A 25,678-nucleotide genomic window follows, 5' to 3' on the forward strand; every position below is an offset into this window, starting at 1 on the left:
GACTCATGATGAACCCTTTTTCATGGCTCCAGATGACAAACATGATCTCATATCAGGGACTTGCTCGCACCTTCCCTTGCACATTCGCTCCCCGCGCAACAATCTCCATGACCAAAGCCACGATATCGTTAGCTGGCACCTCTGTGGCTAACCTCTCTCCGAATGCACGCACAGGATCGTTATAGAGAGTCCTTCGTGTTTCTGCTTGCCCTTTGGGTTTACGGGCTCCAAGTAAAATTCCTCCTTCCTTGGCATGCCGATCTTCGATGTGCTCAGTCAGGTAAAGCTCGATCATGTCAGTGATGGTAAACGGTGCAACGACTTCAGATTCTTGGTCGCGCTTGACTTTAACTGCGCTCAGCTCTGTAGCCGGACAGACACCTTGATGCCTCATGAGCTTCAATTCCTTGAACTTGGTCCTGGCCTCCTCCAAGGACATGGCAGGAAAGACACCTAAGGTGACTTGCTTTTGCTTACGCGGATTCAAAGGGTCGTTGTAGCGATAGTAAAAGCTTTTCTTTCCCGTTTTTCCACACGCGACTCGCAATCCTCGGTAATCACCGACGTCGACTTTATCTTTGTCTCCTGGCTTCATCGACTCAATTGCCTTGTAAGAAAGCGGTTTGCTATTCTGGGGCGCGGCCATCACTTACATCCTTTCATATCGTTTTTTATGAGAGCAAAAGCGTAGGTTTTCATTTCAACCACGTTCATCATCACATAAACCTACGCTTTAACCTACGCTTTAAAGCAAGATTTAGTGAGCTTTGATGAGACAAACTGAACCATGCTGAGCCTTAACAATGAAAAAGATAAGTGCAATAACAGCAACTTAATGGCGAACAGACATTGATAACAATAGAAAATTTACACCAGCACACACCTATGATGCAGCAGTATCTGACCCTCAAGGCCGAGAACCCGGAGATCCTGCTGTTCTACCGGATGGGCGACTTCTACGAGCTGTTCTACGACGATGCCCGCAAGGCCTCCCAGCTGCTCGACATCTCCCTGACCAAGCGTGGCCAGTCGGCCGGCAGCCCCATCCCGATGGCGGGGGTGCCCTATCACGCCATCGAGGGGTATCTGGCCAAGCTGGTGCAGCTCGGCGAGTCCGCCGCCATCTGCGAGCAGGTGGGGGATCCCGCCACCAGCAAGGGGCCGGTGGAGCGCAAGGTCATTCGCATCATCACCCCGGGCACCGTCTCCGACGAGGCGCTGCTCAGCGAGCGGCAGGACAACCTGATCGCCGCCGTCTACCACGATGGCCGCCGCTTCGGCTACGGCACCATGGACATCGGCTCCGGCCGCTTCTTCATCAACCAGTTCGAGAAAGAAGAGACCCTGCTGGCGGAGCTGCAGCGCACCAATCCGGCGGAGCTGCTCTACCCCGAATCCTTCGCCTTCCTGCACCATGTCGAGGGTCGCCGCGGTCTGCGCCGCCGCCCGGAGTGGGAGTTCGAGCTCGGTACCGCCCGCAAGCTGTTGTGCCAGCAGTTCGGCACCCAGGATCTGGTGGGCTTCGGCGTCGAGCAGAGCGAGACCGCCCTGTGCGCCGCCGGCTGCCTCATGCAATACGTGAAAGACACCCAGCGCACCGCCCTGCCCCACATTCGCAGCGTGCGCCTCGAGCAGCCCGATCATGCGGTCATCATGGATGCGGCCACCCGCCGCAATCTGGAGCTGACCCAGAATCTGGCCGGCGGCCACGACAACACCCTCTCCGCCGTACTGGATTGCACCGCCACTCCCATGGGCAGCCGCTTGCTCAAGCGCTGGATCCATCAGCCGATCCGCGATCGGGTGATCCTCAAAGGCCGCCAGAGCACCATCAAGGAGCTCATCGAGCAGAACCTCTATGACGAGCTGGGCGGCTTGCTGCGTCAGGTCGGCGATGTGGAGCGGGTGCTGGCGCGCCTGGCACTGCGCTCGGCCCGCCCGCGCGATCTCACCCGGCTGCGGCAGGCCTTCGCCCAATTGCCCGAATTGCAGCGCCTGCTGGCGGAGAGCGAACACGAGGCGGTGCAGCAGCTGCGCGAACGCGCCAGCACCTTCCCCGAACTGCTGGACCTGCTGGAGCGCGCCGTGATGGAGGTGCCGCCGGTGCTGATCCGCGATGGCGGCGTCATCCGTGACGGCTTCAACCAGGAGCTGGACGAGCTGCGGGATCTGGCCAACGGTGCCACCGCCAGTCTGGCCCGCATCGAGGAGCGCGAGCGGCTGCTGACCGGCATCAACACCCTCAAGGTGGGCTACAACAAGGTGCACGGCTTCTACATCGAGGTGAGCCGTGCCAACAGCCACCTGGTGCCGGCCCACTACATCCGCCGCCAGACCCTCAAGAACAACGAACGCTACATCATCGACGAGCTTAAAAAGTACGAGGACAAGGTGCTCACCGCCCAGGCCCAGGCGCTGGCGCTGGAAAAACGCCTCTACGAAGAGCTGCTCGATGCTCTGCTGCCGCACCTCGGTGATCTGCAGGAGTCCGCCGCCGCGCTGGCGGAGCTGGACGTGCTGGCCAACCTGGCCGAGCGGGCCGAGACCCTGGACTACCGCTGCCCGACGCTCATCGACGAGGATCAGATCCTGATCGAGGCGGGCCGCCATCCGGTAGTGGAGCAGGTGATGACCGACCCCTTCATCGCCAACCCGATCCGGCTTGAGCGGGAGCGGCGGATGCTGATCATCACCGGCCCCAACATGGGCGGTAAATCCACCTACATGCGCCAGACCGCGCTGATCGTGCTGCTGGCCCACATCGGCGCCTTCGTGCCGGCCGACAGCGCTCGCATTGGTCCCATCGACCGTATCTTCACCCGCATCGGGGCGTCGGATGATCTCGCCTCCGGCCGATCCACCTTTATGGTGGAGATGACCGAGACCGCCAACATCCTCAACAACGCCACCGCCCGCAGCCTGGTGCTGATGGACGAGATAGGTCGCGGCACCAGCACCTACGACGGCCTCTCGCTGGCGTGGGCCTGCGCCGAACAGCTGGCGAGCAAGATCGGTGCCTACACCCTGTTCGCCACCCACTACTTCGAGCTGACCCGTCTGCCGGAGCTGATGGACGGGCTGGCCAACGTCCACCTCGATGCGGTGGAGCACGGCGACACCATCGCCTTTATGCACGCGGTGCAGGAGGGGGCAGCCAGCCGCTCCTACGGGCTGCAGGTGGCGGCGCTGGCGGGAGTGCCGAAATCGGTGATCCAGCAGGCCCGTCACAAACTGCACGAGCTGGAAAGCGCCACCCCGGTGGCCGCTGGCGAATCTCGCCCGGTCCCGGTGGCCATGGCGCCCCAGAGCCATCCGGTAGTCGATGAGCTGGAAGCGGTGCGCCCGGACGAGCTCACCCCACGGCAGGCGCTGGATCTGCTCTATCGCCTCAAACAGATGCTGTGACCAGCGGCAGCTGATCAGCCATGAAAAAGGGGAACCGCGAGGTTCCCCTTTTGTTTAGCTGCTTGATGGCGGCCGCAACAGGATGAAGCAACGTCAGGCCGGCCCGATCCGCTCCAGCAGGCTCATGTGGGTTGAACCGTCGTGGCGCTTGAGCTTTTGCCGGTATTCGAACTGATGCTGGCTCTCCTGCTTGAGGCCCAGCATCAGCGAGTAGCACATGGCCAGCATGATCACCGAGAAGGGCAGCGCCGCTATGATGCTGGCGGCCTGCAGGGCGGCCAGCCCGCCGGAGACCAGCAGGATGGCGGCCACCAGCCCCTGGCCCAGCCCCCAGATGGCACGGTGCAGCACGGGAGGATCCTGATCGCCGATGGAGAGCAGGGTCGTGATCACCAGGGTGCCCGAGTCGCTGGAGGTGATGAAGTAGGTACAGATCAGCAGGGTCAGCACCCCCTTGGCGATCCAGCCGAAGGTCTCCCAATGCAGCAGTTCCACCGTCTGGTAGAGCGCCAGGGTCACGTCCTGATTGACCGCGGCCACCACGCCGCCACCGCCGAACAGCTCCAGATTCATGGCGGTACCGCCGAACACGGTGAGCCAGAACATGCCGAGCAGCGAGGGCACCAGCAGCACGCCGAGCACGAATTCGCGGATGGTACGCCCCTTGGAGATACGGGCGATGAACATGCCGACAAAAGGCGCCCACGCAATCCACCAGCCCCAGTAGAAGGCGGTCCAGCTCGACTGCCAGGCCGAGGTGCCGTTGGCCTCGGTGTTGGTCCAGAAGCTCAGCTTGACGATGTTTTGCAGGTAGTCACCGATGTTCTGCACATAGGCGTTGAGGATGTAGGTGGTCGGCCCCAGCACCAGAAAGAGGCTCAGCACGAACACGCTCAACCAGATATTGAGCTCGGAGAGCAGCTTGACCCCCCGCCCGACCCCGGAGACCGCCGACAGGGTGGCGATCAGGCTGATGCCGCCGATGAGCCAGAGCTGGTTCGCTTGCGATACTTCCATGCCGAACATCTGGTTGAGACCGGTATTCATCTGGGAGACCCCCAGGCCAAGGGAGGTGGCCACCCCGAACACGGTACCGAACACCGCCAGCACGTCGGCGGCGTGGCCCCAGAAGCCGTAGATGCGATCGCCGAGCAGCGGATAGAGCACGGAGCGGATGGCCAGCGGCAGCTTGCGCCGATAACTGAAGAAGGCGAGCGACAGGCCGACGATCACGTAGATGGCCCAGGGGTGCAGGCCCCAGTGGAAGAAGGTGAGGCGCATGGCGATCTGGGCCGCCTCCGGGGTCATCCCTTCGGTGATGAAGGGGTTGCCCTGCAGGTGGTTCATCGGCTCGGCGATGCTCCAGAACACCAAGCCTATGCCCATGCCGGCGCTGAACAGCATGGCAAACCAGGCGAAGTAGCCGAACTCCGGTACCTGGTCGTCGTCACCCAGCCGGATGCTGCCAAAGCGGCTGAACATCAGGTAGACAGCGAAGAACAGGAACAGGGCGACCACCAGAATGTAGTACCACTTGAACCCGGCAATGATCTGATCCTTGGCGCCGACAAACCAGCTGGCGGCCGTTTCGGGGACGAACACCCCGAACAGCAGGAACAGGGTGATGACGGTGAGCGCCGTCATGGCCATGGTCGGGTTGAGGCCTTTGAATAGCCCTTTGCTTGCTCTCATCTGGCCTCCTTAGTCGTTGTTGAAAAAGTCTTCACCCACGTGATCGCCGGCACCGCCGATGGCGCGGTAGACCAGCTTGCCGGCCGTCTGCACCCGGTGGTCCACCAGGCTGACCGAAGGCTGGCCATTCACCGCATGACGCTTGCCGAGGAAGATGGCCATGGGCACGCCCAGGTTGGAGATGCCGCTGGTGATCCAGAGCCGGTTGAAGTCGTAAGAGCCGCCGATGAACTCCAGCTGGGCCAGACCGGTATCAAGGCCGGTCAGATAGAAGTTCATCGCGCTCTCGTCCGGGAAGAGGTGCACCAGCACATAGGCGTAACGCAATTCATTCACCAACTCCTTTAGGTTGAAAGAACCGGTCTCACTGCAGGAGAGAGGCAGCTCACCATCGTAGTGGTGCACCTTGAGGTTGTTGGGGTCTTCGTCATAGGCAGGCTGGTAACGCACGAAAGCCGAGGTGTCAGGCAGCTCATAACGCACTCTGACCACCCGAAGGTCGGCCGCCAGCGACTTGATGTCCAGTTCGTCACTCATCATCTTGCTCCTCAAAGGTCGGGTCAAAATTCGGAAAATGCCCGCTAACCTAACACAAAAATGATTAGAGCAGAAATCATTACAGTAAAAACCATATTGACCTTGTGACGAATTAGGCGGAGAATTTTGCGCCTCTCAACAGCCCCTCGACGATTCGTTCCCCATGGAAAAACATGATGAAGTGCTGGTCGCCCTGCGCCAGATAATTCGTGCCATCGACATGCACTCCAAGCGCTTGATCAAGGAGGCCGGCCTGACCTCGCCCCAGCTCTTGCTGCTCAAGGGGATCGACGAGCTGGGCCAGATCTCCATGCGCCAACTGGCGGATCACACCAACATGAGCCAGGCCACCGCCACCACCATCATGGACCGCCTCGAGAGCCGCCAGCTGGTGCAGCGCATCCGCAGCGAAACCGACAAGCGCAAGGTGCATGCGACGCTGACTGACGCAGGCCGTGCCCTGCTGGCCCAGGCGCCCACCCCGCTGCAGGAGCGCTTCATCCAGCGCTTTCAGGCACTTGAGGTCTGGGAACAGACCCTGTTGCTCTCTTCCCTGCAGCGCATCTCGGCCATGATGAATGCCGACGAGATAGATGCGGCCCCGGTGCTGAGCGTCCGGCCCCTCACCGAAGAGCGGGCATAAAAAAAGCTCCCGAACGGGAGCTTTTTTTATGGGCCGGGAAGAGTGCGCTCACTCTTCCAGACTGATGCCGATATTGGAGACACCATCCTGGGCGGCAAAGGCCTTGACGGCCAGAATACGGTCGCTGTCGCGCTCATGGGCAACCCGCTTGAGCAGCTCGACCTGGAACTCCAGCTCGGCTTCCATGTATTCGTGTTCGTAGAGCTCCTCGTCGGTGAGGTCGCGCTCTTCCAGCATCTCGATGAAACCGGCCACGGTACCGACCGACGCATGGCTGGCATCGTTGGCCTCTTCACCCACCCGGCAGATCACCGAGTTGTAGGCACAGCCCAGCGCCACGCAGGCATCCAGCGCCGGATAGGCACCGTAGGACTCGAATTTGCCAGGTTCGGGAATATAGACTTCAAACGCCTCCAGGATCGCCCCCAGATTGACGCGGGATCCCTTCACCGTCAGGTAATTCCACATCTGATCCAGGGCGTGGCGAAATGCCTTCGCATCCCCGAAACCGGAGGCCTGGGAAAACAGCGCATAGTTGGGGTACATGCGCTCTGCCAGCGCCAGGGTGTAGACGGTCTGTTGCCAAGGCTGTAGCTCGGCCAGTCGCTTATAAAACTTGTCACCAAACACTGGAGTCGGATCCTTTGCAAAATGTGGGGCAGATTGTAGCCCACGAGGGGCCGCGCGAAAACGAAAAAGCGGCCTGGTCGGCTATGTTGGCCGGTCAACTCGGGTAAGATGAGGACAGAGCGGCCTCTCTCCCGCGCCGCAAATCTGATAAGGAACAAGAGTATGAGTCAACGTACCCTTCTTTTGCTCAGCCAGGACAATGCTCACTACGAGCGCCTGCTCAAGGCGGCCCACCTCCCCCATTTGCGCATTCTGCGGGCCGACAACCAGGGCGAGGCCGAAAAATTGATCGGCGAAGCCCACATCCTGATGGCAGAGCCGGCGCGAGCCAAGCCGCTGCTGGCCAAGGCCGGCAAGCTCAGCTGGCTGCAGTCCACCTACGCCGGGGTCGACGTGCTGCTGGATGCCAGCTGCCGCCGCGACTATCAGCTCACCAACGTGCGCGGCATCTTCGGTCCGCTGATGAGCGAATACGTGTTTGGCCATCTGCTCAGCCTGATGCGCCAGCTGCCACTCTATCGGGAGCAACAGAAGCAGCGGCTGTGGCAAAGCCACCCCTATCACGGTCTCAAGGGACGCACCTTGCTGATCTTGGGTACCGGCAGCATAGGCCAGCACATTGCCCACACCGGCAAGCACTTCGGCATGAAGGTGCTTGGCATCAGCCGCAGCGGCCGCGAGCGGGCCGGTTTCGATCAGGTGTATCAGCTGCCGGCCCTCAACAAGGTGCTGGCGCAGGCCGACGTCATCGTCAGCGTCCTGCCCGCCACCCGTGAGACGCATCACCTCTTCACCGCTCCCCGTTTCGAACACTGCAAACCGGGCGCCATCCTGTTCAACGTGGGGCGCGGCAACGCCATCCACGAAGGTGACCTGCTCACGGCGCTGCGCACCGGCAAGCTGGGCATGGCAGTGCTGGACGTGTTCGCACAGGAGCCGCTGCCCGCCGACAGCCCGCTCTGGGGCCAGCCCAACCTCATCATCACGCCGCACAACAGCGCCTACAGCTTCCCCGAGGATGTGGCCCAGATCTTCGTGCGCAACTACATCCGCTTCATCGACGGCCAACCGCTGGACGGCAAGATAGACTTCGACAAGGGCTATTGATGGCCATCAGCCAATAAAAAGGCCCCGCCAGAGTGGCGGGGCCTTTTTATGTCGGCGAGAGAGGCATCAACCGGCCTCCATCTCCTTGCGATAGCTCTTCACCTTGGCGAGGAACTGGCGCTTCTCCTTGCCGGAGAGCGGTTCAGCCATCGGCAGCTTGACCTTCATGGCATCGACCGGACGATTGTTGATCCGCACTTCGTAGTGCAGGTGGGCACCGGTGGAACGACCTGTGTTGCCGGAGAGCGCAATCTTGTCACCCATCTTCACCTTCTGGCCCGGCTTGACCAGCAGCTTGCTCAGGTGCAGGTAACGGGTCATCAGGGTACGACCGTGCTTGATCACCACATAGGTGCCGGCCAGCGGGTGGCTGGTCGCCTTCAGCACCACACCGTCGCCGGTTGCCATCACGGGGGTACCGACCGGCAGGGCAAAGTCGGTACCCTCGTGGGGACGCACCTGGCCGGTGATCGGGTGACGTCGGTTCGGGTTGAAGCTGGAGCTGACCCGGTAGCGGCTGTGGGTCGGATAACGGCGGAAGCCGCGCTCCAGGCTGTTGCCCTGGCCATCGTAGTAGTTGCCATCTTCAGACAACCAGGCAGACACGCTCTGGCCCTGGCTGAACACTTCCACCCCCAGCAACTGGGTATTGCCGGTGCTCTTGCCCTCGACCGTCTCCTGGCGCACCAGCACCTTGAACTTGTCGCCCTTTTTCAGATCCTTGGCGAAGTTGAGCCGCCACTGGAACAGGTTGGCAATCTTCTGGATGTGGTTGGCCGGGATCCCCGCATTGCGAGCACTGACGTAAAAGCTGCCGTTGATGACCCCGTCATACCCTTTCTTCTGCCACTCCACCTCTTCATTGAGCATGTTGGCGCTGTAGGTGTCGTCGGTGCGCTCCAGGATCAGGGTCTGCTTGATGTTCAGACGAATCTTCATCTGCTGCAGTATGTTGTCCTGATCAATCAGCAGCTCGATGGTTTGACCGGGCTTGAGACGTGCCAGATTGTTCTTGGTATCGGCATCCAGCACCTTGTAGAGGGTGGTGGTGGAGAGACCCAGGTTGTTGAAGATGGTGGTCAGGTTTTCGCCGTTTCGTACCCGATAATCCTGCCACTGGGGGGTGGCATCGGTCGGGATGTCATCTTCCGGGGTCGCGGCTTCCACCAGCTCGTGATCCGGGATGTCGTTGAAGTCCGTATTGTCTTCGTTGGTTGCGGTGCCGTTGGTGGCGATCGGCAACTCCAGACGCAATGGCCGCTCCAGGATGTCACCCGGCGCTGGCAATATGGCTACCGCTGACAGCGTCATGGCGGTCAGCAATAGCATGGCGTAAAAGTGTTTGCGGGGAACCGGGGGTTCCCAATTGGCGGCCTGCGCTACCAAGGGACGGAGACGTTTCATCCGCTATCCTGTCATTAGATCTAAGGGTGTTAGTGGTCAGTTTGTTTGTTATGAAACCGTATAAAACTGATTGTTTGACCTAAATACTCACAATTAGTTCATAGCAATCTGCATGAACCTCACATTTTATGCATAACATTCCTTTATGGGCAGAAATGATCGTCTTTTTTAACCATTTTTTTCCTATTTTTAAGAGCCGGGTCCGCTCGCATCAGACCCAAGGTTTCAGCATGTTGCGATAACTTTTCCATGGAGTGGATATGTCGTTAGCGAAACTGTTAAATCGAATCATCCTGATCTTGTTCCTGGCCGGGGCCATCCTGCTGTTCATGCTGGAGGTCACCACGGTACGCCAGTCCATCCTCGATCAGATGTCTGCCAATCTGGAAACCGCCATCACGGCCCTCGGCCTGGTGCTGCAGGGCACCCTGCTCAACGATGACAAGGTACTGGCCGAAACCATCGTCAACGCCATGTTCGACGGCGGCTTCGTCAGTGCGGTCACCTTGCTGGATCCCGATGGCCAGGTGTTGTTTCAGAAGGTCTTCCACACGGCGCAGCAAAACGTGCCGACCTGGCTTCCCTCTGTTATCGACATGCCGCCGGTAAAAATTGAGCAGGAGCTGACCGATGGCTGGCGCATGCTGGGCACCCTCACCCTGGAAGGGCACACGGGTTATGCCTACCAGCACCTGTGGAATGCCATCAGCCGTACCGGTACGGCGCTGCTGGCCGGTCTGCTGGTATTCACCCTGGTGATCTCCTGGGTCTGCAACCGGCTGCTGCGCCCGCTCGAGCAGATCAACCAGCAGTTGGTGAAGATCCGCAAGCGCCAGTTCAGCGGCAATCTGGCCTCCCCCTGGCTGCAGGATCTCAAGGAGCTGGTGGCCTCGGTCAACCAGCTGGTGTCCGAACGAAAACGGGATCTGCTGCAACAGCGGCTCAAGATAAGCCAGCTCAGCAAACAGGTCGCCATATCAAATCAGCCGCTGCAAACCCTGACTGAGGCGGGCGAAGGCCTGCTGCAGCAACATTTCTTCTCGACCCAGGGCAGCATTCGCCTCTACAGCCGTCTCATTCCAGAGGTCACCCCCTCGCTGGACAGCTCGCCGGACGAGATCCGGCACCTGCTCGATCTCTGGTTGCACCACACGGTCGAGGGACTGCAACTTCCGCTCAGCCTGCTCGGCCACGCTGACTGGACGCAATTTTCCCCCTTGCTTGCCAAGGGCAGAGGCAAGACCCTCGACTGGCGCTGGGATCAGGAACATGTGCCGCCCCTTGCCCAGGAGCGGCTGGCCGCCTTGCAGGAACAGGGCGTGGAGATGGCTTTCAGCGCCATCCCGATGACCAACGAGACCTTCAATCAGCTAGACCCCATCAACCCTGTCTTCATCAGCTGCCAGCCGACCCAGGCCCCGCTCTACTGGAATCTGGTAGCCCAGTGCCTGCACAGCGCGGGCTACACCCTGCTGGCGGAGGCCGGCGACATTCAGGATATCGGTACCCTGCGCAACTGGGGCATCGATGGCTACGCCAGCAAGGAGGCATGATGAACAAGACCGGATTGTTGCTCGCTCTGCTGTGCCCACTGCCGCTGCTGGCCGACACTATGACCATCGCCACCGGCGGTGAGCAGGGGATCTATCACCAGATCGCCAAAGAGTTCTGCCGGCTGGCCAACAAGAGCGATGCCGGATTGCAGTGCAAGCTGCAGGCGACCTCGGGCTCCATCGAAAATTTGCGCCAGCTGAAAAGTGGCGAGACCCGCTATGCGCTGGTGCAGTCGGACTGGCTTTATCAGGCCAGTCACGGCCTGGGTCCGTATGCCAGTCAGCCGCAGCCAGAGCTCAGAGCCATCTTCGCCACCCACGCCGAACCTTTCACTATCGTGGTGAGGGCCGACGGCGATATCACCAGCCTGGAGCAGCTCAAGCTGGCCCCCATCGACATGGGGCTCAAGAGCTCAGGCACCCGCCAGACGGCGCTCGCCCTGTTCAACGTGCTGGGCACCAAGGAGCAGGATCTTGATCTCAAGAGCGTGGCCAATCTGGCCGAGTCGCTCTGCAGCAAGCAGATCGATGCCTATGGCCTGGTGATGGGTCACCCCAACCGCATCGTGCTGGATACAGCCAAACGCTGCGCCGTGCGTTTTCTGCCGATCGAGGGGGCGACCCGAGATCAACTGCTCAAGGGGGTGAAGTATTACCAGCGCAGCCAGGTGCCTGCGCGCATCTATCCGGGCAACCTCAAGGCGACGCCGACCTTTGCCATCGCAGCCACCCTGGTGACCACCGCCAGCACGCCGGAGGCCGATGTTTACCGCCTGACCAAGGCCATGCTGACCCAGCAAACCAAGTTCAATGAGCAGACCTACGGCTACGCCAACCTGTTCCACCAGGCACGCAATAAGACCGGCCCGGTACTGAGCATCGATCAGCATCCGGGCGCGGCCAAATATTTCGAGGAGTTGAAAACCGCGGGCAAGCTATAGCTCGCGGCGGGGGGAGCGCAGTTGCTCGCTGGAGAACCGGGTCTTCATCGACGTCCACTGTGCCAACCTGTCGGCACTGCCTGCCAGCGTCCCTTCACGGCGGGACTTCATGATCCAGATGCTTTTGGCATCAAAGCTGTAAACGGGGATAAGGTCAGTTCGCTTGCTGCCGGGCAGGATCCGGCTGTTGATGTTGTCGAGTACCATTGGATCCGACTTGGGGGTCGCGAAGTAGAGCGTCACCATGTGGAACTGGTTGTAACGTACCGCCTTGACGTAGGCCAGCCGCAGCTTCTTCTCATCCACCCCCAGCTCCATCAGGGTGTAGTACTTGGAGATGCTGTAATCCTCGCAGTCGCCACCGCGGGCGCCGATAAACTCCAGCGGATTGGCCCAATAATCCGTTTCTCCCCACAACCTGGGATCATCGCTATAGGTCAGGTTGTTGAAGTAGTTGTTCACCAGCTCGATCTTCTGCTGATCCGTGGTGCCGGCCCTAGGCGTGAGCAGACGAGAGAATGCCTCGGCCCGCTGAATGGCACGACCACCATACACTTCCTGCAATTTTGCCCGCAACTCGGGGCTGGCGATGTATTCGGAGAGGCGGGATGCCTGCACGCTGGCACAGCATAGTGCCAACGTGCAGGTGGGAACGAGCAGCCATTTCATACAAGACACTCCCTGTCAGATGCTGGAAGTCAGTATAGTTGGCTGTGCTCGTCCCATCGATGAGCACGACGGCTCGGCGGGTCTGTCAGCGGCACTCGGCGAAAGCGTCGGCCAGTTGCTGCATGAACCGGGGATAGCCATCCGGGCCGAGCGGCACCTGCTCACCCACTTCGTCTAGCAGCAGTACCTTGGCACCGGTATTGCGAGCCACCGACTCGATCACCGCCGGCGAGAACTGCGGCTCGGCATAGATGCAGCTCGCCTTTTTCTCTTCCAGCGCCTTGCGGATCTCCACTAGAGTCTTGGCGCCGGGGCGTCGGTCCGGGCTCACGGTAAAGTGGCCCTTGGAGCTCATGCCGTAGTGGCGCTCCCAGTAACCATAGGCCTCGTGGAATACGAAGTAGCCCTTCTGGTTCACCGCCTTCATCTGCTCGGCAATCACCTTGTCCTTGGCCTCCACCTTGGCCTTGAACGCCAGCAGGTTGGCGCGATAACGCTCGGCGTTGGCCGGATCCTGAGCGCTCAAGGTTTCGCTCAGGGCATTGGCAATGACCAGCGCCTGGGTCGGTCCCAGCCAGATGTGGGGATCGACACCCTCGTGGTGGTGCCCCTCATGACCGTCGTGGTCATGGCCTTCATGCCCCTCGTCGGTGTGTTCTTCGTGACCGGCCTGCTTGCTGTAATCGAACAGCGGCATCCCTTCGACCCGGGTCAGGGTCAACACATGGGGATGCTTGGCCAGCGGTTTGGCCATGAAGCCTTCCAGCTCGGGACCGACCCAGACCACCAGGTCGGCCTCATTGATGTTGCGAATATCGGAGGGGCGCAGGGAGAAATCATGGGGCGAGGCGCCGGTCGGCAGCAGCACCTTGGGCTCGCTTACGCCGTCGGTGATGGCGGCCGCGATGAAACCCAGCGGCTTGATGGTGGTCAGCACCTCGAGGGCACGGACAGGCAGACTCACCGCCAGCAGGGCAGTGATCAGGGCAAGAATTCGCATAGAGATCTCGTCAGGAAGTGTGTGTGTGATAATATAACAAACCAACGTTATTGTTATATTATAACTCTCACAGGCTGTAAACCCCGGAGCTGTCATGACCCAACTGGTGGAGCTGAAAGAGGTCTGTCTTTCATTTGATGGACGATCCGTGCTCGACAAGGTCTCCTTTACCCTGAACAAAGGCAAAATCACGACCCTGGTCGGTCCCAACGGGGCGGGCAAAAGTACCCTGAGCAAGCTGGTACTGGGCCTGCTCACGCCGGATTCGGGCCAAATCACCCGCAGCCGCGACCTGCGGGTCGGCTATGTGCCCCAGCGCCTCTATCTGGATCCGACCCTGCCGCTGACGGTGCGCCGTTTCCTGCAGCTTGGCAAGAATGGCCGCCTCTCCATCGAGGAGGCGCTGAACCGGGTCGGTGCGGAAGATCTCTTGAACAACCGGATGCAGAAACTCTCCGGCGGCGAGATGCAGCGGGTACTGCTGGCCCGTGCCCTGCTGGTCAAACCCGAGCTGCTGGTGCTGGACGAGCCGGTGCAAGGGGTGGACATCAACGGCCAGATCGAGCTCTACGCCCTCATCAGCCAGCTGGCCGCCGAGTTCAACTGCGCCGTGCTGATGGTCTCCCACGACCTGCACCTGGTGATGGCCAGCACCCACGAGGTGATCTGCCTCAACCGCCACGTCTGCTGTCACGGCGAACCGGAGAGCGTGGCCCGTCACCCCGAATTTGCCCGTCTGTTCGGCCGACCGGAGCAGGAGGTGCTGGCGGTCTACACCCACCATCACCACTGCGACGGCGAACACCATCATCATGAACCGCAGGCCCCCGTCATTCGCCTGCCCTCCCGCAATCAATAACGTACCCGACAGGATCATCAAGTGGACAGCTTTCTGTTATACGCCCTCGCGGCCGGCCTCGGCATCGCCCTGCTGGCCGGCCCTCTCGGCAGCTTCGTGGTGTGGCGCAAGATGGCCTATTTTGGCGACACCCTCTCCCACGCCTGCTTGTTCGGCATCGCGCTCGGCATCCTGCTGCAGGTGGATCTCACCCTGGCGGTGGTGGTCTGCTGCCTCGCCATGGCCATGCTGCTGGTGATCATGAGCCGCAACCAGCAGGTGGCCACCGATACCCTGCTCGGCATCCTGGCCCACAGCGCCCTGTCGCTCGGCCTGGTTACCTTGAGCTTCATGGACAACGTGCGGGTGGATCTGATGGCCTACCTGTTCGGCGACCTGCTCTCGGTGCAGCCGATGGACCTGCTCTGGATCTATGGCGGCGGCGCCCTGGTGCTGCTCACCCTGTGGCGGCTGTGGGATCCCCTGCTCTCCATGACCATCTCGGAAGAGCTGGCCCGGGTGGAAGGGGTAAGAGTCGATGTACTGCGCTGCGTGCTGATGCTGCTGATCGGGCTGGTGATCGCGGTGGCGATGAAGTTCGTCGGGGCGCTGATCATCACCTCCTTGCTGATCATCCCTGCAGCAACGGCCCGTCGCTTCAGCCGGACACCGGAACAAATGGCCGGCTTTGCCGCTCTCATCGGCTGCCTTGCCGTGCTCGGCGGACTGCTGCTCTCCTGGTATCAAGACACCCCGGCCGGCCCTTCGGTGGTGGTCTGCGCCACCAGCCTGTTTATCTTGAGCCAGTTCAAAAAAGCCTGAACCTAGCGTGGCCTGAGCCTTGCCGTCAGGCCACTCCATCTCTCGACCCTTCGCTGGATCTCCACCACCAGCCCTGCTCGTGCTGAGCCTATTCAAACGCGCCTGAGCGGTTCATTCTCGCCGGGGCGCAGGCTGGCTTGCGCCTCCTGCCAGAGCCACTGGCGCAGCCGGCTGATGGCGGGCTCATGGACACGCGAACGCTTGCAGACGAAATAGAAGTTGTCTCCGGTCTCCAGTGCATGCAGCGGCAGTCGCACCAGACCGGGATCCTCCGGCTGCAGCATATAGTCGTTGATGAGCGCCACCCCCTGATCCCAGTTGGCCGCCTCCAGTGCCAGCAGAATGTGGCTGAAATGATGCATCCTCGCCTCGGGGGCGATCGTCAGCCCGCCCACGTCGGCCCAGCGCCGCCAATCCTCCCCCTTCTCCTTGTAGATCGCCTGGATGGAGAGCAGCGGCAGTTGCCACAGGGCCGCGGGCCACTCCCCCTCCACCTGCTGCCACAGCCGCCGGCTGCACACCGGCATCAGCCGCTCCCGATAGAGCAGATCGTGCATATAACCGGGTCCCTTGGGGGAGACAGTGATGAAGCAGTCCGCCACCCGATCGGAGAGCTCGGGATCCTCCGCCACCATCTCCAGGCTGAGATCCAGCTCTGGATAGAGCTGACGCAGCCCCGCCAGTCGCGGGATCAGCCACTTCACCGCAAACGAGCTGTAGACCGCGAGCCGGATCCGCATTTCGCCACCGCCGCGCAGCTGCTCGCTGCTCTGGGCAATCTGGCCGAGCCCGGCGGAGATCCCTTCGAAATAGACCTCCCCCTGCGCCGTCAACGACAGCAGCCGGCCCTGGCGCAGCAGCAACCGCTCACCCAGAAAATCCTCCAGCAGGCGGATCTGGTGGCTGACCGCACTCTGGCTGACGTTGAGCTCAACCGCGGCGCGAGAAAAGCTGAGCAGGCGGGCAACCACTTCGAAGTATTGAACGGCACGCAGGGGGGGCAGCTTCATTATCCAAAATTCTCATGCATGGTGATTTTTTATCATTTTACTGGATAACATAGCGCGGGCTACCCTTCCCTCATCAAACATGGGAGGTGGTATGAATGCAGTGGGGATCGGCATCCTTTATCTGGTGCTGGGCAATATGGTGGCGGTCTTTTCCGACGCGCTGGTCAAGGTGCTGGAGCCGGACCAGCCGGTGTTCCAGTTCGTCTTCTTCCGCCAGCTCTCCGCCGCCATCCTGCTGGCCCCCTGGCTGCTCTGGTCATGGCGTCGCAACCCGCCGGTGGCGCTCAAGTGGCATCTGCTGCGGGCTCATATCTGGGCGGTCGGCGTCTGCCTGATGGTGATCGCCCTCACCCGGCTGCCGCTGGCCACCGCCAACGCCCTCTTCTATGCGGCGCCGCTGATGATGGTGCCGCTGGCGGTGTGGCTGGCGGGGGAAGCGATCTCGCGCCAGAAGGTGCTGACCGCCTTCATCGGCTTTGTCGGGGTGCTGATCGTGCTGCGCCCCACCGAGGTGAACTGGGCGGCACTGGCGGCGCTCGGGGTGGCGCTCTCCATGGCGCTCAACAATCTGCTGATCAAGCGGATCCCGCTCCAGCAGCCCATCGCCCAGACCCTGTTCTTTACCAACGTGTTGAGCATGCCCTTCATCATGGCGCTGGCCTGGTGGGAAGGGGGCGACTGGCAGTGGCAGATGTGGTGGCCCGCCTTCGGCTCTTCGGCGCTGATCATGGTCTATGCGGGATTGTGCGTGGTGGCCTATCGCAAGGCGGAGGCGAGCAAAATAGCCTCGGCAGAGTACACCGGCCTGCTGATGGCGGTCGCCATCGGGGTATGGCTGTTCGATGAGCAGCCGGGCCTGCCGCTGCTGCTGGGGTGTATCTGCATCATACTGCCGCTCATCGCCATGGCCCGCAGCAAGCCCAAACCGCAGGTCGAACCGGCACTCTAGCCAACGAGGGTCACCCCAGCAGCGGGGCGACCCTTTGTTGCAGATGGGGGATCACATCCTGCTCGAACCAGGGGTTCTTCTTGAGCCAGAAGGTGTTGCGAGGTGACGGGTGCGGCAGCGGCAACCAGGCCGGGCCGTAGTCAGCCCAGCAGCGTACCGTCTCGGTCAGCGACCCTTTCGCCGCATCCCGCAGGTAGTAGGCTTGCGCATACTGGCCGATCAGCAGGGTCAGCTCGATGTTGGGCAGCAGCATCAGCACCTTGTCGTGCCAGGTAGGTGCACATTCGGGGCGCGGCGGCAGATCTCCCGACTTGCCCTTGCCGGGGTAACAGAGCCCCATCGGCATGATGGCGATACGGGATTCATCGTAAAAGGTGGCCTTGTCCACCCCGAGCCACTGACGCAGGCGATCGCCGGAGGGATCGTCCCAGGGGATACCGCTGGCATGCACCCGGGTGCCAGGCGCCTGGCCGATGATCAGCAGACGGGCGCGCTCGCTGCCGCGGATCACCGGTCTGGGCCCAAGCGGCAAGTGTGCCTCGCACAGGCGGCAGGCCCGGATCTGTTCAAACAAACTGTCGAGTCGGTTCATGGGCCCGATAGTAGCAGAGTTTTCCGCCTGATCCTGCTTGTGAAAGATTCAGCAGATACTTATCATGCAGCCACATTTGTTTAATTTAATAAACGGAGCGAGATGAAGAACTGGATGGGCACCGGCAGCGCGGCCCTCTCATTCGTGCTGTGGGGCATGCTGCCCCTCTATTACCAGTTCATGCCCGCGGTCAACATGTGGGAGCTGCTCTCCCACCGGGTACTCTGGTCGGCGGTGCTGCTGGGCCTTCTGTTCCTCCTCATCGGCTACCGGGTGCCCTGGGCGCGGCTGCGCAGCGAACCGCGCCAGCTCGGCCTCATCCTGCTGGCCGGCCCCGTCATGTCCATCAGCTGGTGCATGTTCACCTGGTGCCTCACCACCGGCCAGGTGCTGGCCACCAGCCTCGCCTTCTTCATGACGCCGCTGTTCAACATCGTGTTTGCCGTGTTGTTCCTCAAAGAGAAGCTCACCCCGCAAAAACACCTGGCGGTGGCGCTGGCACTGGCCGGGCTGGCCTACATGCTCTTTTCTTACGGCCAGCTGCCCTGGTTCTCTCTCATCATGGGGGCCAACTTCGCCCTCTACGGTCTGCTCAAGAAGAAGGTCCACTATGACGCCGGCGTCAGTCTCTATCTCGAGGCGCTGGTGCAACTGCCCGTCGCCCTGCTGATCATCGGCGCTCTGGCGGTGAGCGGCGCCAGCCAGTTCGTGGCCGGTGACTGGACCGAGCGTCTGCTGCTGATGGGTAGTGCCCCCGCCACCCTGCTGCCGGTGGGGCTGTTCTGCTACGGCATGATGCGCACCCGCATGAGCACGGTGGGTCTGCTGCAGTACATTGAGCCCAGCCTCGCCTTCCTGCTCGCCATTTTCTGGTTTGGCGAGACGCCGGATCCGGTGAAATCGGTGGGGTTTGCCTTCGTCTGGGCCGGCCTGCTGGTGAGCCTTCTGCCGCTGCACAAGCTTGGGCGCCATCTGCGCCGCAACACCGACGCTCAGGGTCTGCCGCGGTAGGATTCCAGGATGGCGTGCCACTTGGGATCCCGGTCCATCTGCTCGGCGATGTCATTCAGCCGGCTGTGCAGTGCGCTGCGGGATTTTGGCAACAGGATGTGGCGGGTATAGCTGGACTGGGCAAAGGGCGAGACGAACAGCTTGCCCTCGAAGGCCGGGTCATGGGTGAAGAAGGCGAGCGCCGAGCCCGGCACCAGGGTCACGTCGATGCGACCGCGCACCAGCAGGCTGAAGTTGGTCTTGACCTTCTTGGCATCGACCCGCACCAGATCGCCCCTGGCCGCCGCCTCGTCGATGCCCTGATAGCGATACCCCTCGATGCCGCCGAAGGTCATCCCCTTCAGTGAGTCGGGCCCGCGATAGATGACCGGCCTGGCAACGCTGGAGATGAGCTCGTTGGTATCGCGCATGATGGGAAAGGTCCAGAGGTAGAGCTCGCGCTGGGGATCTCCCACCCAGGCGGGATTGACCCAGGCCACCAAGCCATCGAAGCCGGGATCCGACATTTCCAGCGCCAGTCTGGCCCGATTCACCAGCCAAAGTTCCAGCCTGGGTTCTCCGCCAAGCTTTTCATTGAGATACTTGACCAGATCCCGGCTCAGACCAGTCTGCTCCCCGGTCATGAAGGGGGGGTGCTGATGATAGTCGTAGAGACGCAGCGTCTCGCCATGAGCCGATATCGACAGCAAACACCACAACCACCACCACGCTCGCATCGCACCTCCTTGAGCTGCTCTTGAGTGTGGCACAGAGAGATCGAATGAGAGAACCCGCTCCCGGCGCCGAACCGGCTGTCAGTCCACCCGCCAGCCACTGGTTCATCTACATGGTGCGCACCGCCAGCGGCCTGCTCTATACCGGGATCAGCACGGACCCGCTCCGCCGCCTGCGCCAGCATCAGAGCGGCAAGGGATCCCGCGCCCTGCGTGGCAAGGGGCCGCTGACCCTGGCATGGCAGCAGGCCATCGGCGAGAAAGGGGCGGCGCTGCGCCTCGAATACCGGCTCAAGCAGCAGAGCAAGGCCTTCAAGGAGCAACTGATCACCCAGCCGGAGCGCTGGCTCGCCTGCAGCCAGTCCTGGCTGGCCGACACCCGCACACAAAAAAGACCGCTGCACGCAGCGGCCAAGGAAGGATCCGGTAACAGGGACTGTCAACGGTAGGTGTTGATTAGCTTGCTTGCGCCGGCTGCTGAAACCAGCACACCGCCCGCACGCAAAAAAGGCCGCGGTATGCAGCGGCCAAGGAAGGATCCGGTAACAGGGAGTGTCAACGGCAGGTTGATTAACCTGCTTGCACCGGCGGCTGAAACCAGCACTCCACCACCCAGACACAAAAAAGGCCGCGGTACGCAGCGGCCAAGGAAGGATCCGGTAACAGGGAGTGTCAACGGTAGGTATTGGCCTGTTTGCGCCGGCTGCTGATGAACCAGCACACCACCAGCAGCACCAGCAACCAGGGCGCCAGCTTGATGATGAGGGCAAACATGCCGGCCAGGGCGCCAAACAGCACGAAGACGCCGCTCACCAGCAACATGGCCAGCACGGTGAATCCGGCCAGCGCCATGCCGACCAGAACCAGCATCAAGACGATAAATTCCAGCATGTTTTGCTCCTCACTGGGTTAATGCGGCTGAGTGACCCGGGGTCAATCCAGCCAGCGCTTCAATTCACGACGGGGCGGCATGATCAGCACCGCCAGCAGATAGGCGGCCAGCGCCAGGGGCGGCATCAGGATCAGCGCCATCAGGGCCGCGACCCGCACCGTCACCCTGGAGAGCCCCAGCCCGTTGGCGATGCCGGCGCAGACCCCGGTCAGCTTGCGATGGGTAAGATCCTTCGGCCAGGGCGTCATGGTTATGCCTCCACCTTTTGACCCTTGAGGCGGGCCAGCTCCCGTTCAATCTCGTCGTTCAGCTCCAGCTCGCGGAACTGGGCCTCCAGCGAGGGGTTCTGCCCCAGGGTTGCGGCCTCCAGCTGAGCTTCCAGCTGATCGACCCGGCCCTGAAAGCCGTCAAAACGGGCCATCAGCTCATGCATGCGCTGGTTGTCCACCTGAGCACGGGCCCGCAGCCGGCTGTGGGCGGTCTGCTCGCGCAGGGTCAGCAGCTTCTGCTTCTCGCGCGCCTCGGTCAGCTTGGCGGCCAGCCGCTCGCTGTCGGCGGTGAGCTGAGCCAGCACCTCGGCGACCCGCGCCTTGTCCTGCTCCAGCTGTTCGCATTTTTTGGCCTCGGCCAGCTTCTCGGTCAGCGCGGCCCGGGCCAGGTCCTCGCGCCCCTTCTGGATGGCGAGTTCGGCCTTGGCCGACCACTCCAGGATCTGGTGTTGCAACGCCTGCTGATGACGCTCCAGCTGCTTCTGTTCGGCAATGACGCGGGCGGCCTGGGTTCTCATCTCGACCTGGACCTGCTCCATCTCCTCGATCATCAGCCGCAGCATCTTCTCCGGCTCTTCGCTCTTGTCGAGCAGGCTGTGCAGGTTGGCATTGATCACGTCGGTCAGGCGGCTAAATACGCTCATGGTCTGGCTCCTTGTTGATGGGATGGCTATCTCTTCTCATGACATTACAAGAGCCGTGCCAAGATAATTTTTCCTTTACTTACATATAGATGAGGTTTTATCAGGTATTTTCAACATCGTCTTGGTGGCGAAAAATACCGTTCAAGTGGTGATTTTTACCAATAAAAAAGGGAGCCGGCGGCTCCCTCATGCAATCAGCGGCGTACTCAGGCGGCCCGGGGATGACCGAGCTGGCTGTCCAGTTCGGCCAGCTTGGCCTCCATCCGGGCACGGCAGTTGTCGGAGAGGTCGCGAATGCCGGCGGCACCGTGCTCCTTGCTGCAGACCGGGGCCATCACTTCCAGCAGCACCTCGCCGTTGTCCCAGCGGTTGAGATCGATCTGGCCGAAGTAGCTGGAGCAAACGATGGGCACCACCGGCACCTCTGCCTGTACTGCGGTATGGAAGGCGCCCGCCTTGAACGGCAGCAGGCCGCGTCCCTTGGAGCGGGTCCCCTCCGGGAACATCCAGATGGAGGTGCCGCGATTCTTGATGCGCTCCACCACCTGGCCAATGGTGCCGATGGCGCGGGAGCGGTTGGAGCGGTCGATCAGCACGTTGCCGGAGAGCCAGAAGATGAGACCGAAGAAGGGCAGCCACAGCAGGCTCTTCTTGCCCACCGCCACCACGCCGGGCTGCACCGCGCCGGTCACGGTGAAGATGTCGTAGTTGCTCTGGTGGTTGCAGACGTAGACCGCCGGCCCCACCGATTTGACCTCGTCGGCCACCGTCACCCGGACCTTGAGGCCGATCAGCGGGCAGACAGCATGATACATGCGGGCGAAGACATAGACGTTGTTGGGATGGCGCGGACGCACCAGGCAAAGCAGCAGACCGAACAGGAACCAGAAGATGAGCAGCAGACCAAGCAGCAGCACACGGGCAAGTTTGAGCATCGAACACCTCGGATTTTGACTCGGCGCAGTATACTGGTCCCCCTTTTAGCGAACAAGCGTTCGCCAAACAGAACCGACCACCCCTGCCACCCGCCCCTCTGCCTTAAAACGGACGGCGGCTTGCCCCACCCGGCGTTGGCCGTTAGGATGTGGCCATCTTGATGAACGGGGCGAGCATGATTCACCAACAACGCGTGGCGAAACGACTCCTGCTGCTGGTCTGCCTGCTGGTGCTCAATTGCGCTGCCCAGCCGCTGGCCCGGCTGGCCCTGCTCGATCACGCTCTCAGCTGTCAGGCCCTGCCCTCCTTCGTCACGGCCGACGACCAAGCCGACAAGGGCACGCCCGCCAGCCCGCAGCCCAACAGCTGCCAGCTCAACGGCAAGTGGCTGAGCGCCACCACCCTGCTCTGCCTCGAGCAGCTGTTCTTTGCGGTGGCCCTGCTCATCGCCCTACTGGCCCCGCTCTGGCGCTACACGCCGCCACTGCCGCCGCCACGGGCCGTCTCCCCTCCCGAACGACGACTTCACCTCACCTTCTGTGTCTGGCGGGAATGAGTTAAGCCGCGCTTTTTTCAGCCTGCTGTCATTCATTTTTTGCGAGACAACATTTATGTCAACTCTCTTCAAGGCGAGCCTGCTGCTGGGCTGCCTGCTGTGGCAATCCAGCGGATTGGCCAGCGATACGGGCTGGCTCACCAGCCCCCAGAACGATCACGCCAAGGTCAGGCTGCAAGCCGACCGCAGCGCCCCTGACCATACCCGCATCCTGCTCGAGGTGGCCCTCGAATCCGGCTGGAAAACCTACTGGCGCAGCCCGGGTGAAGGGGGCATAGCGCCCCAGATCCTGTGGGATCAACCGGTCGGCGACTTCCAGTGGCACTGGCCCACGCCGCGCCCCTTCGAGGTGGCCGGGCTCAGCACCCAGGGTTATCAGCAACAGGTGCGCTTCCCCCTGAGCCTCAACTACCCGGCGGGGCAGCCACTCAAGGGCACCTTGCGCCTCTCCACCTGCAGCAACGTCTGCATCCTGACCGACTACCCCTTCACCCTGGCGGTGGATGGGCAGGCGCCGGCCGGTTTCGACTTCGCCTGGGCCCAAACTATGAGCACCCTGCCGCAGACGCTGCCCGCCGACACCCGGGTCGAGCTCGGCTACCAGCACAACCAGCTGCAGCTGCGCGCCGAGCGGGCAGAGGGCTGGCAGGCGCCTGCGCTCTTCATCGATGCGCTGGAAGGGGCCGAGTTCGGCAAGCCCGCGCTCGAGGTAAGCGGCAACACCCTGATTGCCCGGGTCCCGGTCAGCGATGGCTGGCAGGGGGATGCCCCTGACTTGCGTGGCCAATCCCTCAGCCTGTTGCTTGGCAACGGCGATGAGGCCTGGCAGACCCGCGCCACCATCGCCGATCCCCTCGCCCTGCCGGCACCAAGCCAGCCTCTCATCTGGCTGCTGGGGGCGGCGCTGCTCGGCGGCCTCATCCTCAACCTGATGCCCTGCGTGCTGCCGGTGCTGGCCCTGAAACTGGGTACCGTGCTGCAGCAGCAGGAGAGCGAACAGCGACAGGTGCGCAAGCAGTTCCTTGCCGCCAGTGCCGGGATCATTGCCTCCTTCTGGGTGCTGGCGGCCATGAGCAGCCTGCTGCGCGCGACTCAGGGCGCCGTCGGCTGGGGGATCCAGTTCCAGAGCGCCGGTTTCATCGGCTTCATGGTGGCGGTGACCCTGCTGTTTTGTGCCAACCTGCTGGGGCTGTTCGAAATCCGCCTGCCCAGCAATCTCAACACTCGCCTCGCCACCAGCGGCGGCCAGGGGCTCGGCGGCCACTTCCTGCAAGGGAGTTTCGCGACCCTGCTGGCCACCCCCTGCTCGGCCCCCTTCCTCGGCACCGCTGTGGCCTTTGCGCTGGCGGCACCGCTCGGCCAGCTCTGGCTCATCTTCACGGCGCTCGGCCTTGGCATGAGCCTGCCCTGGCTGCTGGTGGCGGCCCTGCCGCGCCTCGCCCTCTGGCTGCCCAAACCGGGCTGCTGGATGGGGCGACTGCGCATCCTGCTCGGGCTGATGATGCTGGGCTCCAGCCTCTGGCTGGCGAGCCTGCTTGGCAACCATCTGGGCAGCACGGCCACCGGCTGGCTGATGGCCGCCATGCTGCTGGCGCTGCTGATTGGCATCATCTGGCGCTATGGCATGCGCGGTTTCACGCTGGCCCTCTCTCTCTCGGCACTCATCGGCGGCGCCCTGTTGCTGGGGGGCGCCCTCACGGCGCAGGGGTCGGGCAGCGTCGATCGCATTGCCTGGCAGCCGCTCTCCGAACAGGCCATCGTCGATGCACTGGCCCAGCGCAAGCGGGTCTTCGTCGACGTCACCGCTGACTGGTGCGTCACCTGCAAGGCCAACAAGTACAACGTGCTGCTGCGTGACGAGGTGCAGAGCGCCCTGTCGGCCCCGGACGTGGTGGCCCTGCGCGGTGACTGGAGCCGGCCGAGCGATGCCATCTCCGCCTTCCTGCGCCAGCGCGGCGCGGCCGCCGTCCCCTTCAACCAGATCTACGGGCTCGGCCTGCCAGAGGGAGAGATCCTCTCGCCCCTGCTGGACAAGGCCGACTTGCTCGACGTGTTGCATCAGGCCGGCCTCGTCCAGGCCGATGCCCCCCATTTTTAAGGAGAATCCCATGACCCTGCGTACCCTGAAACTGCGCACCCTGACCCTCTGCACCGCCCTGCTTGCCGGCACCCTGAGTGCCCCCTTGTTGCAGGCGGCCCCCTTCACCCCGGAGCAGGAGGCGCGCATCAAGGAGCTCATTCGCGAGACCCTGGTCGCCAACCCCAAGATCCTTGACGAGGCGGCCGAATCCTGGGAGAAGCAGAACGCCGCCGCCCAGGAGGCCCAGCTCGGCGACTTCATCAAGGGCAATCAGGATGTGCTGTTCAACAGCGCCACCAGCCCGCGCCTCGGCGCCAAGCACCCCAAGCTGACCCTGGTGCTGTTCACCGACTACAACTGCCCCTACTGCAAGCAGTTCGACCCCCAGCTGACCAAGCTGCTCAAGGCCTATCCCGACGATCTGGGGCTGGTGATCAAGCTGCTGCCGTTCAAGGGGCAGAGCTCCGCCAAGGCGGCCCAGTACAGCCTGACCCTGTGGCAGCAGGAGCCGGCCCGCTTCCTCGCCCTGCACGACAAGCTGATGAGCAAGCAGGGGATGCTGACCGAAGCGGACATCAACAGGGCACTGGCGGCCACCGGCAACACGGCCCTCAAGCCCGATGCCAAGGCCACCGAGGAGCTGCGCAACAGCCTTCGCATCGGCACTCTTCTTGGTGTGCAGGGCACCCCGGCGACCCTGATTGGCAACCAGCTGGTACCGGGTGCCGTGCCCTATGACGAGCTGGAGCAGCTGGTGAAGGCCGAGCTGGCCAAGCGGAGCTAAA

Annotated in this window: 27 protein-coding genes; 13 read left to right on the top strand and 14 right to left on the bottom strand. The window is 62.1% G+C overall.

What is annotated here, in order from left to right:
- Positions 1-52: 52 nt before the first annotated feature.
- Entirely contained in the window at positions 53-646 is a 594-nt protein-coding gene (locus PG899_RS13490) for a DUF4102 domain-containing protein (protein ID WP_270697444.1), read from the bottom strand.
- Positions 647-849: 203 nt separating this feature from the next.
- Here PG899_RS13490 and mutS point away from each other — a divergent pair, with 203 nt between their 5' ends.
- Complete coding sequence (mutS, locus tag PG899_RS13495) at positions 850-3,405, top strand: DNA mismatch repair protein MutS (RefSeq protein ID WP_270697445.1); 2,556 nt, start codon at positions 850-852, stop codon at positions 3,403-3,405.
- Between the two features lie 93 nt (positions 3,406-3,498).
- On the opposite strand, the gene PG899_RS13500 is transcribed toward mutS, so the two are convergent.
- Both PG899_RS13500 and PG899_RS13505 read right to left on the bottom strand, forming a co-directional pair.
- Complete coding sequence (locus PG899_RS13500) at positions 3,499-5,097, bottom strand: BCCT family transporter (protein ID WP_077095159.1); 1,599 nt, start codon at positions 5,095-5,097, stop codon at positions 3,499-3,501.
- A 9-nt stretch (positions 5,098-5,106) separates the two neighbouring features.
- On the bottom strand, positions 5,107-5,634 hold the full coding sequence (locus PG899_RS13505) for a hypothetical protein (protein WP_011707435.1): 528 nt from the start codon (positions 5,632-5,634) through the stop codon (positions 5,107-5,109).
- A gap of 163 nt (positions 5,635-5,797) precedes the next feature.
- On the opposite strand from PG899_RS13505, the gene PG899_RS13510 reads away from it, so the two are divergent.
- Positions 5,798-6,277, top strand: a complete 480-nt coding sequence (locus tag PG899_RS13510; RefSeq protein WP_011707436.1) for a MarR family winged helix-turn-helix transcriptional regulator — start codon at positions 5,798-5,800, stop codon at positions 6,275-6,277.
- Between the two features lie 48 nt (positions 6,278-6,325).
- Here PG899_RS13510 and PG899_RS13515 read toward each other — a convergent pair whose 3' ends face one another.
- Positions 6,326-6,907 carry a YjaG family protein gene (locus PG899_RS13515; protein ID WP_077095160.1) on the bottom strand — a complete coding sequence of 194 codons (582 nt, stop codon included), beginning with the start codon at positions 6,905-6,907 and terminating at the stop codon, positions 6,326-6,328.
- A 162-nt stretch (positions 6,908-7,069) separates the two neighbouring features.
- Between PG899_RS13515 and PG899_RS13520 the strand changes: the two genes are divergently transcribed.
- Positions 7,070-8,014, top strand: a complete 945-nt coding sequence (locus PG899_RS13520; protein WP_017411249.1) for a D-2-hydroxyacid dehydrogenase — start codon at positions 7,070-7,072, stop codon at positions 8,012-8,014.
- A 66-nt stretch (positions 8,015-8,080) separates the two neighbouring features.
- Here the strand turns inward: PG899_RS13520 and mepM are convergent, their stop codons facing one another.
- Complete coding sequence (gene mepM, locus PG899_RS13525; protein WP_016352056.1) at positions 8,081-9,418, bottom strand: murein DD-endopeptidase MepM; 1,338 nt, start codon at positions 9,416-9,418, stop codon at positions 8,081-8,083.
- 260 nt (positions 9,419-9,678) lie between these two features.
- Here mepM and PG899_RS13530 point away from each other — a divergent pair, with 260 nt between their 5' ends.
- Entirely contained in the window at positions 9,679-10,971 is a 1,293-nt protein-coding gene (locus tag PG899_RS13530; protein WP_077095161.1) for a LapD/MoxY N-terminal periplasmic domain-containing protein, read from the top strand.
- Positions 10,971-11,912, top strand: a complete 942-nt coding sequence (locus PG899_RS13535) for a TAXI family TRAP transporter solute-binding subunit (RefSeq protein WP_077095162.1) — start codon at positions 10,971-10,973, stop codon at positions 11,910-11,912. Before PG899_RS13530 ends, PG899_RS13535 begins: the two co-directional genes overlap by 1 nt.
- Here the strand turns inward: PG899_RS13535 and PG899_RS13540 are convergent.
- A complete protein-coding gene (locus tag PG899_RS13540; RefSeq protein WP_077095163.1) occupies positions 11,907-12,581 on the bottom strand; it encodes a transglutaminase-like cysteine peptidase in 675 nt (224 codons plus the stop codon). The two genes, PG899_RS13535 and PG899_RS13540, sit on opposite strands and share 6 nt — an antisense overlap.
- An 85-nt stretch (positions 12,582-12,666) precedes the next feature.
- Positions 12,667-13,581, bottom strand: coding sequence for a zinc ABC transporter substrate-binding protein ZnuA (gene znuA, locus PG899_RS13545; RefSeq protein WP_045525532.1), 915 nt, complete (start codon positions 13,579-13,581; stop codon positions 12,667-12,669).
- A 94-nt stretch (positions 13,582-13,675) separates the two neighbouring features.
- Between znuA and znuC the strand changes: the two genes are divergently transcribed.
- Positions 13,676-14,440, top strand: coding sequence for a zinc ABC transporter ATP-binding protein ZnuC (gene znuC / locus PG899_RS13550; protein ID WP_077095164.1), 765 nt, complete (start codon positions 13,676-13,678; stop codon positions 14,438-14,440).
- Positions 14,441-14,461: 21 nt separating this feature from the next.
- A complete protein-coding gene (gene znuB / locus PG899_RS13555) occupies positions 14,462-15,241 on the top strand; it encodes a zinc ABC transporter permease subunit ZnuB (protein WP_011707445.1) in 780 nt (259 codons plus the stop codon).
- A 92-nt stretch (positions 15,242-15,333) separates the two neighbouring features.
- Here znuB and PG899_RS13560 read toward each other — a convergent pair whose 3' ends face one another.
- The gene (locus PG899_RS13560) at positions 15,334-16,251 is read right to left on the bottom strand and encodes a LysR substrate-binding domain-containing protein (protein ID WP_011707446.1); all 918 of its coding nucleotides are present in this window, start codon (positions 16,249-16,251) and stop codon (positions 15,334-15,336) included.
- 91 nt (positions 16,252-16,342) lie between these two features.
- On the opposite strand from PG899_RS13560, the gene PG899_RS13565 reads away from it, so the two are divergent.
- Positions 16,343-17,200, top strand: a complete 858-nt coding sequence (locus PG899_RS13565; RefSeq protein WP_039214048.1) for a DMT family transporter — start codon at positions 16,343-16,345, stop codon at positions 17,198-17,200.
- 10 nt (positions 17,201-17,210) lie between these two features.
- Here the strand turns inward: PG899_RS13565 and PG899_RS13570 are convergent, their stop codons facing one another.
- Positions 17,211-17,792, bottom strand: a complete 582-nt coding sequence (locus PG899_RS13570; RefSeq protein WP_077095165.1) for a uracil-DNA glycosylase family protein — start codon at positions 17,790-17,792, stop codon at positions 17,211-17,213.
- 102 nt (positions 17,793-17,894) lie between these two features.
- On the opposite strand from PG899_RS13570, the gene rarD reads away from it, so the two are divergent.
- Positions 17,895-18,803 carry an EamA family transporter RarD gene (gene rarD / locus PG899_RS13575; protein WP_077095166.1) on the top strand — a complete coding sequence of 303 codons (909 nt, stop codon included), beginning with the start codon at positions 17,895-17,897 and terminating at the stop codon, positions 18,801-18,803.
- Here rarD and PG899_RS13580 read toward each other — a convergent pair.
- Positions 18,785-19,519, bottom strand: a complete 735-nt coding sequence (locus PG899_RS13580; protein WP_077095167.1) for a substrate-binding periplasmic protein — start codon at positions 19,517-19,519, stop codon at positions 18,785-18,787. The genes rarD and PG899_RS13580 overlap by 19 nt on opposite strands.
- 44 nt (positions 19,520-19,563) lie before the next feature.
- Here PG899_RS13580 and PG899_RS13585 point away from each other — a divergent pair, with 44 nt between their 5' ends.
- A complete protein-coding gene (locus tag PG899_RS13585) occupies positions 19,564-19,965 on the top strand; it encodes a GIY-YIG nuclease family protein (RefSeq protein ID WP_077095168.1) in 402 nt (133 codons plus the stop codon).
- Between the two features lie 223 nt (positions 19,966-20,188).
- On the opposite strand, the gene pspG is transcribed toward PG899_RS13585, so the two are convergent.
- From pspG to PG899_RS13605, 4 genes are all read right to left on the bottom strand, one after another.
- Entirely contained in the window at positions 20,189-20,407 is a 219-nt protein-coding gene (gene pspG, locus PG899_RS13590) for an envelope stress response protein PspG (protein ID WP_010636066.1), read from the bottom strand.
- 42 nt (positions 20,408-20,449) lie between these two features.
- A complete protein-coding gene (locus tag PG899_RS13595) occupies positions 20,450-20,656 on the bottom strand; it encodes a PspC domain-containing protein (RefSeq protein WP_077095169.1) in 207 nt (68 codons plus the stop codon).
- Positions 20,657-20,658: 2 nt separating this feature from the next.
- Positions 20,659-21,321 carry a phage shock protein PspA gene (pspA, locus tag PG899_RS13600; RefSeq protein WP_077095170.1) on the bottom strand — a complete coding sequence of 221 codons (663 nt, stop codon included), beginning with the start codon at positions 21,319-21,321 and terminating at the stop codon, positions 20,659-20,661.
- A gap of 206 nt (positions 21,322-21,527) precedes the next feature.
- Positions 21,528-22,256, bottom strand: coding sequence for a 1-acylglycerol-3-phosphate O-acyltransferase (locus PG899_RS13605; protein WP_011707454.1), 729 nt, complete (start codon positions 22,254-22,256; stop codon positions 21,528-21,530).
- A 176-nt stretch (positions 22,257-22,432) separates the two neighbouring features.
- Between PG899_RS13605 and PG899_RS13610 the strand changes: the two genes are divergently transcribed.
- The 3 genes from PG899_RS13610 to PG899_RS13620 are packed head-to-tail and all read left to right on the top strand — an operon-like array spanning position 22,433 to position 25,677.
- On the top strand, positions 22,433-22,813 hold the full coding sequence (locus PG899_RS13610) for a hypothetical protein (RefSeq protein WP_043164617.1): 381 nt from the start codon (positions 22,433-22,435) through the stop codon (positions 22,811-22,813).
- A 55-nt stretch (positions 22,814-22,868) separates the two neighbouring features.
- Positions 22,869-24,911, top strand: coding sequence for a protein-disulfide reductase DsbD family protein (locus PG899_RS13615; RefSeq protein ID WP_179101290.1), 2,043 nt, complete (start codon positions 22,869-22,871; stop codon positions 24,909-24,911).
- 10 nt (positions 24,912-24,921) lie between these two features.
- Positions 24,922-25,677, top strand: a complete 756-nt coding sequence (locus PG899_RS13620; protein ID WP_077095172.1) for a DsbA family protein — start codon at positions 24,922-24,924, stop codon at positions 25,675-25,677.
- Position 25,678: the final 1 nt, after the last annotated feature.

Source organism: Aeromonas sp. QDB39, from assembly GCF_027707585.1.
In the GTDB taxonomy this organism is placed as follows: domain Bacteria; phylum Pseudomonadota; class Gammaproteobacteria; order Enterobacterales; family Aeromonadaceae; genus Aeromonas; species Aeromonas hydrophila.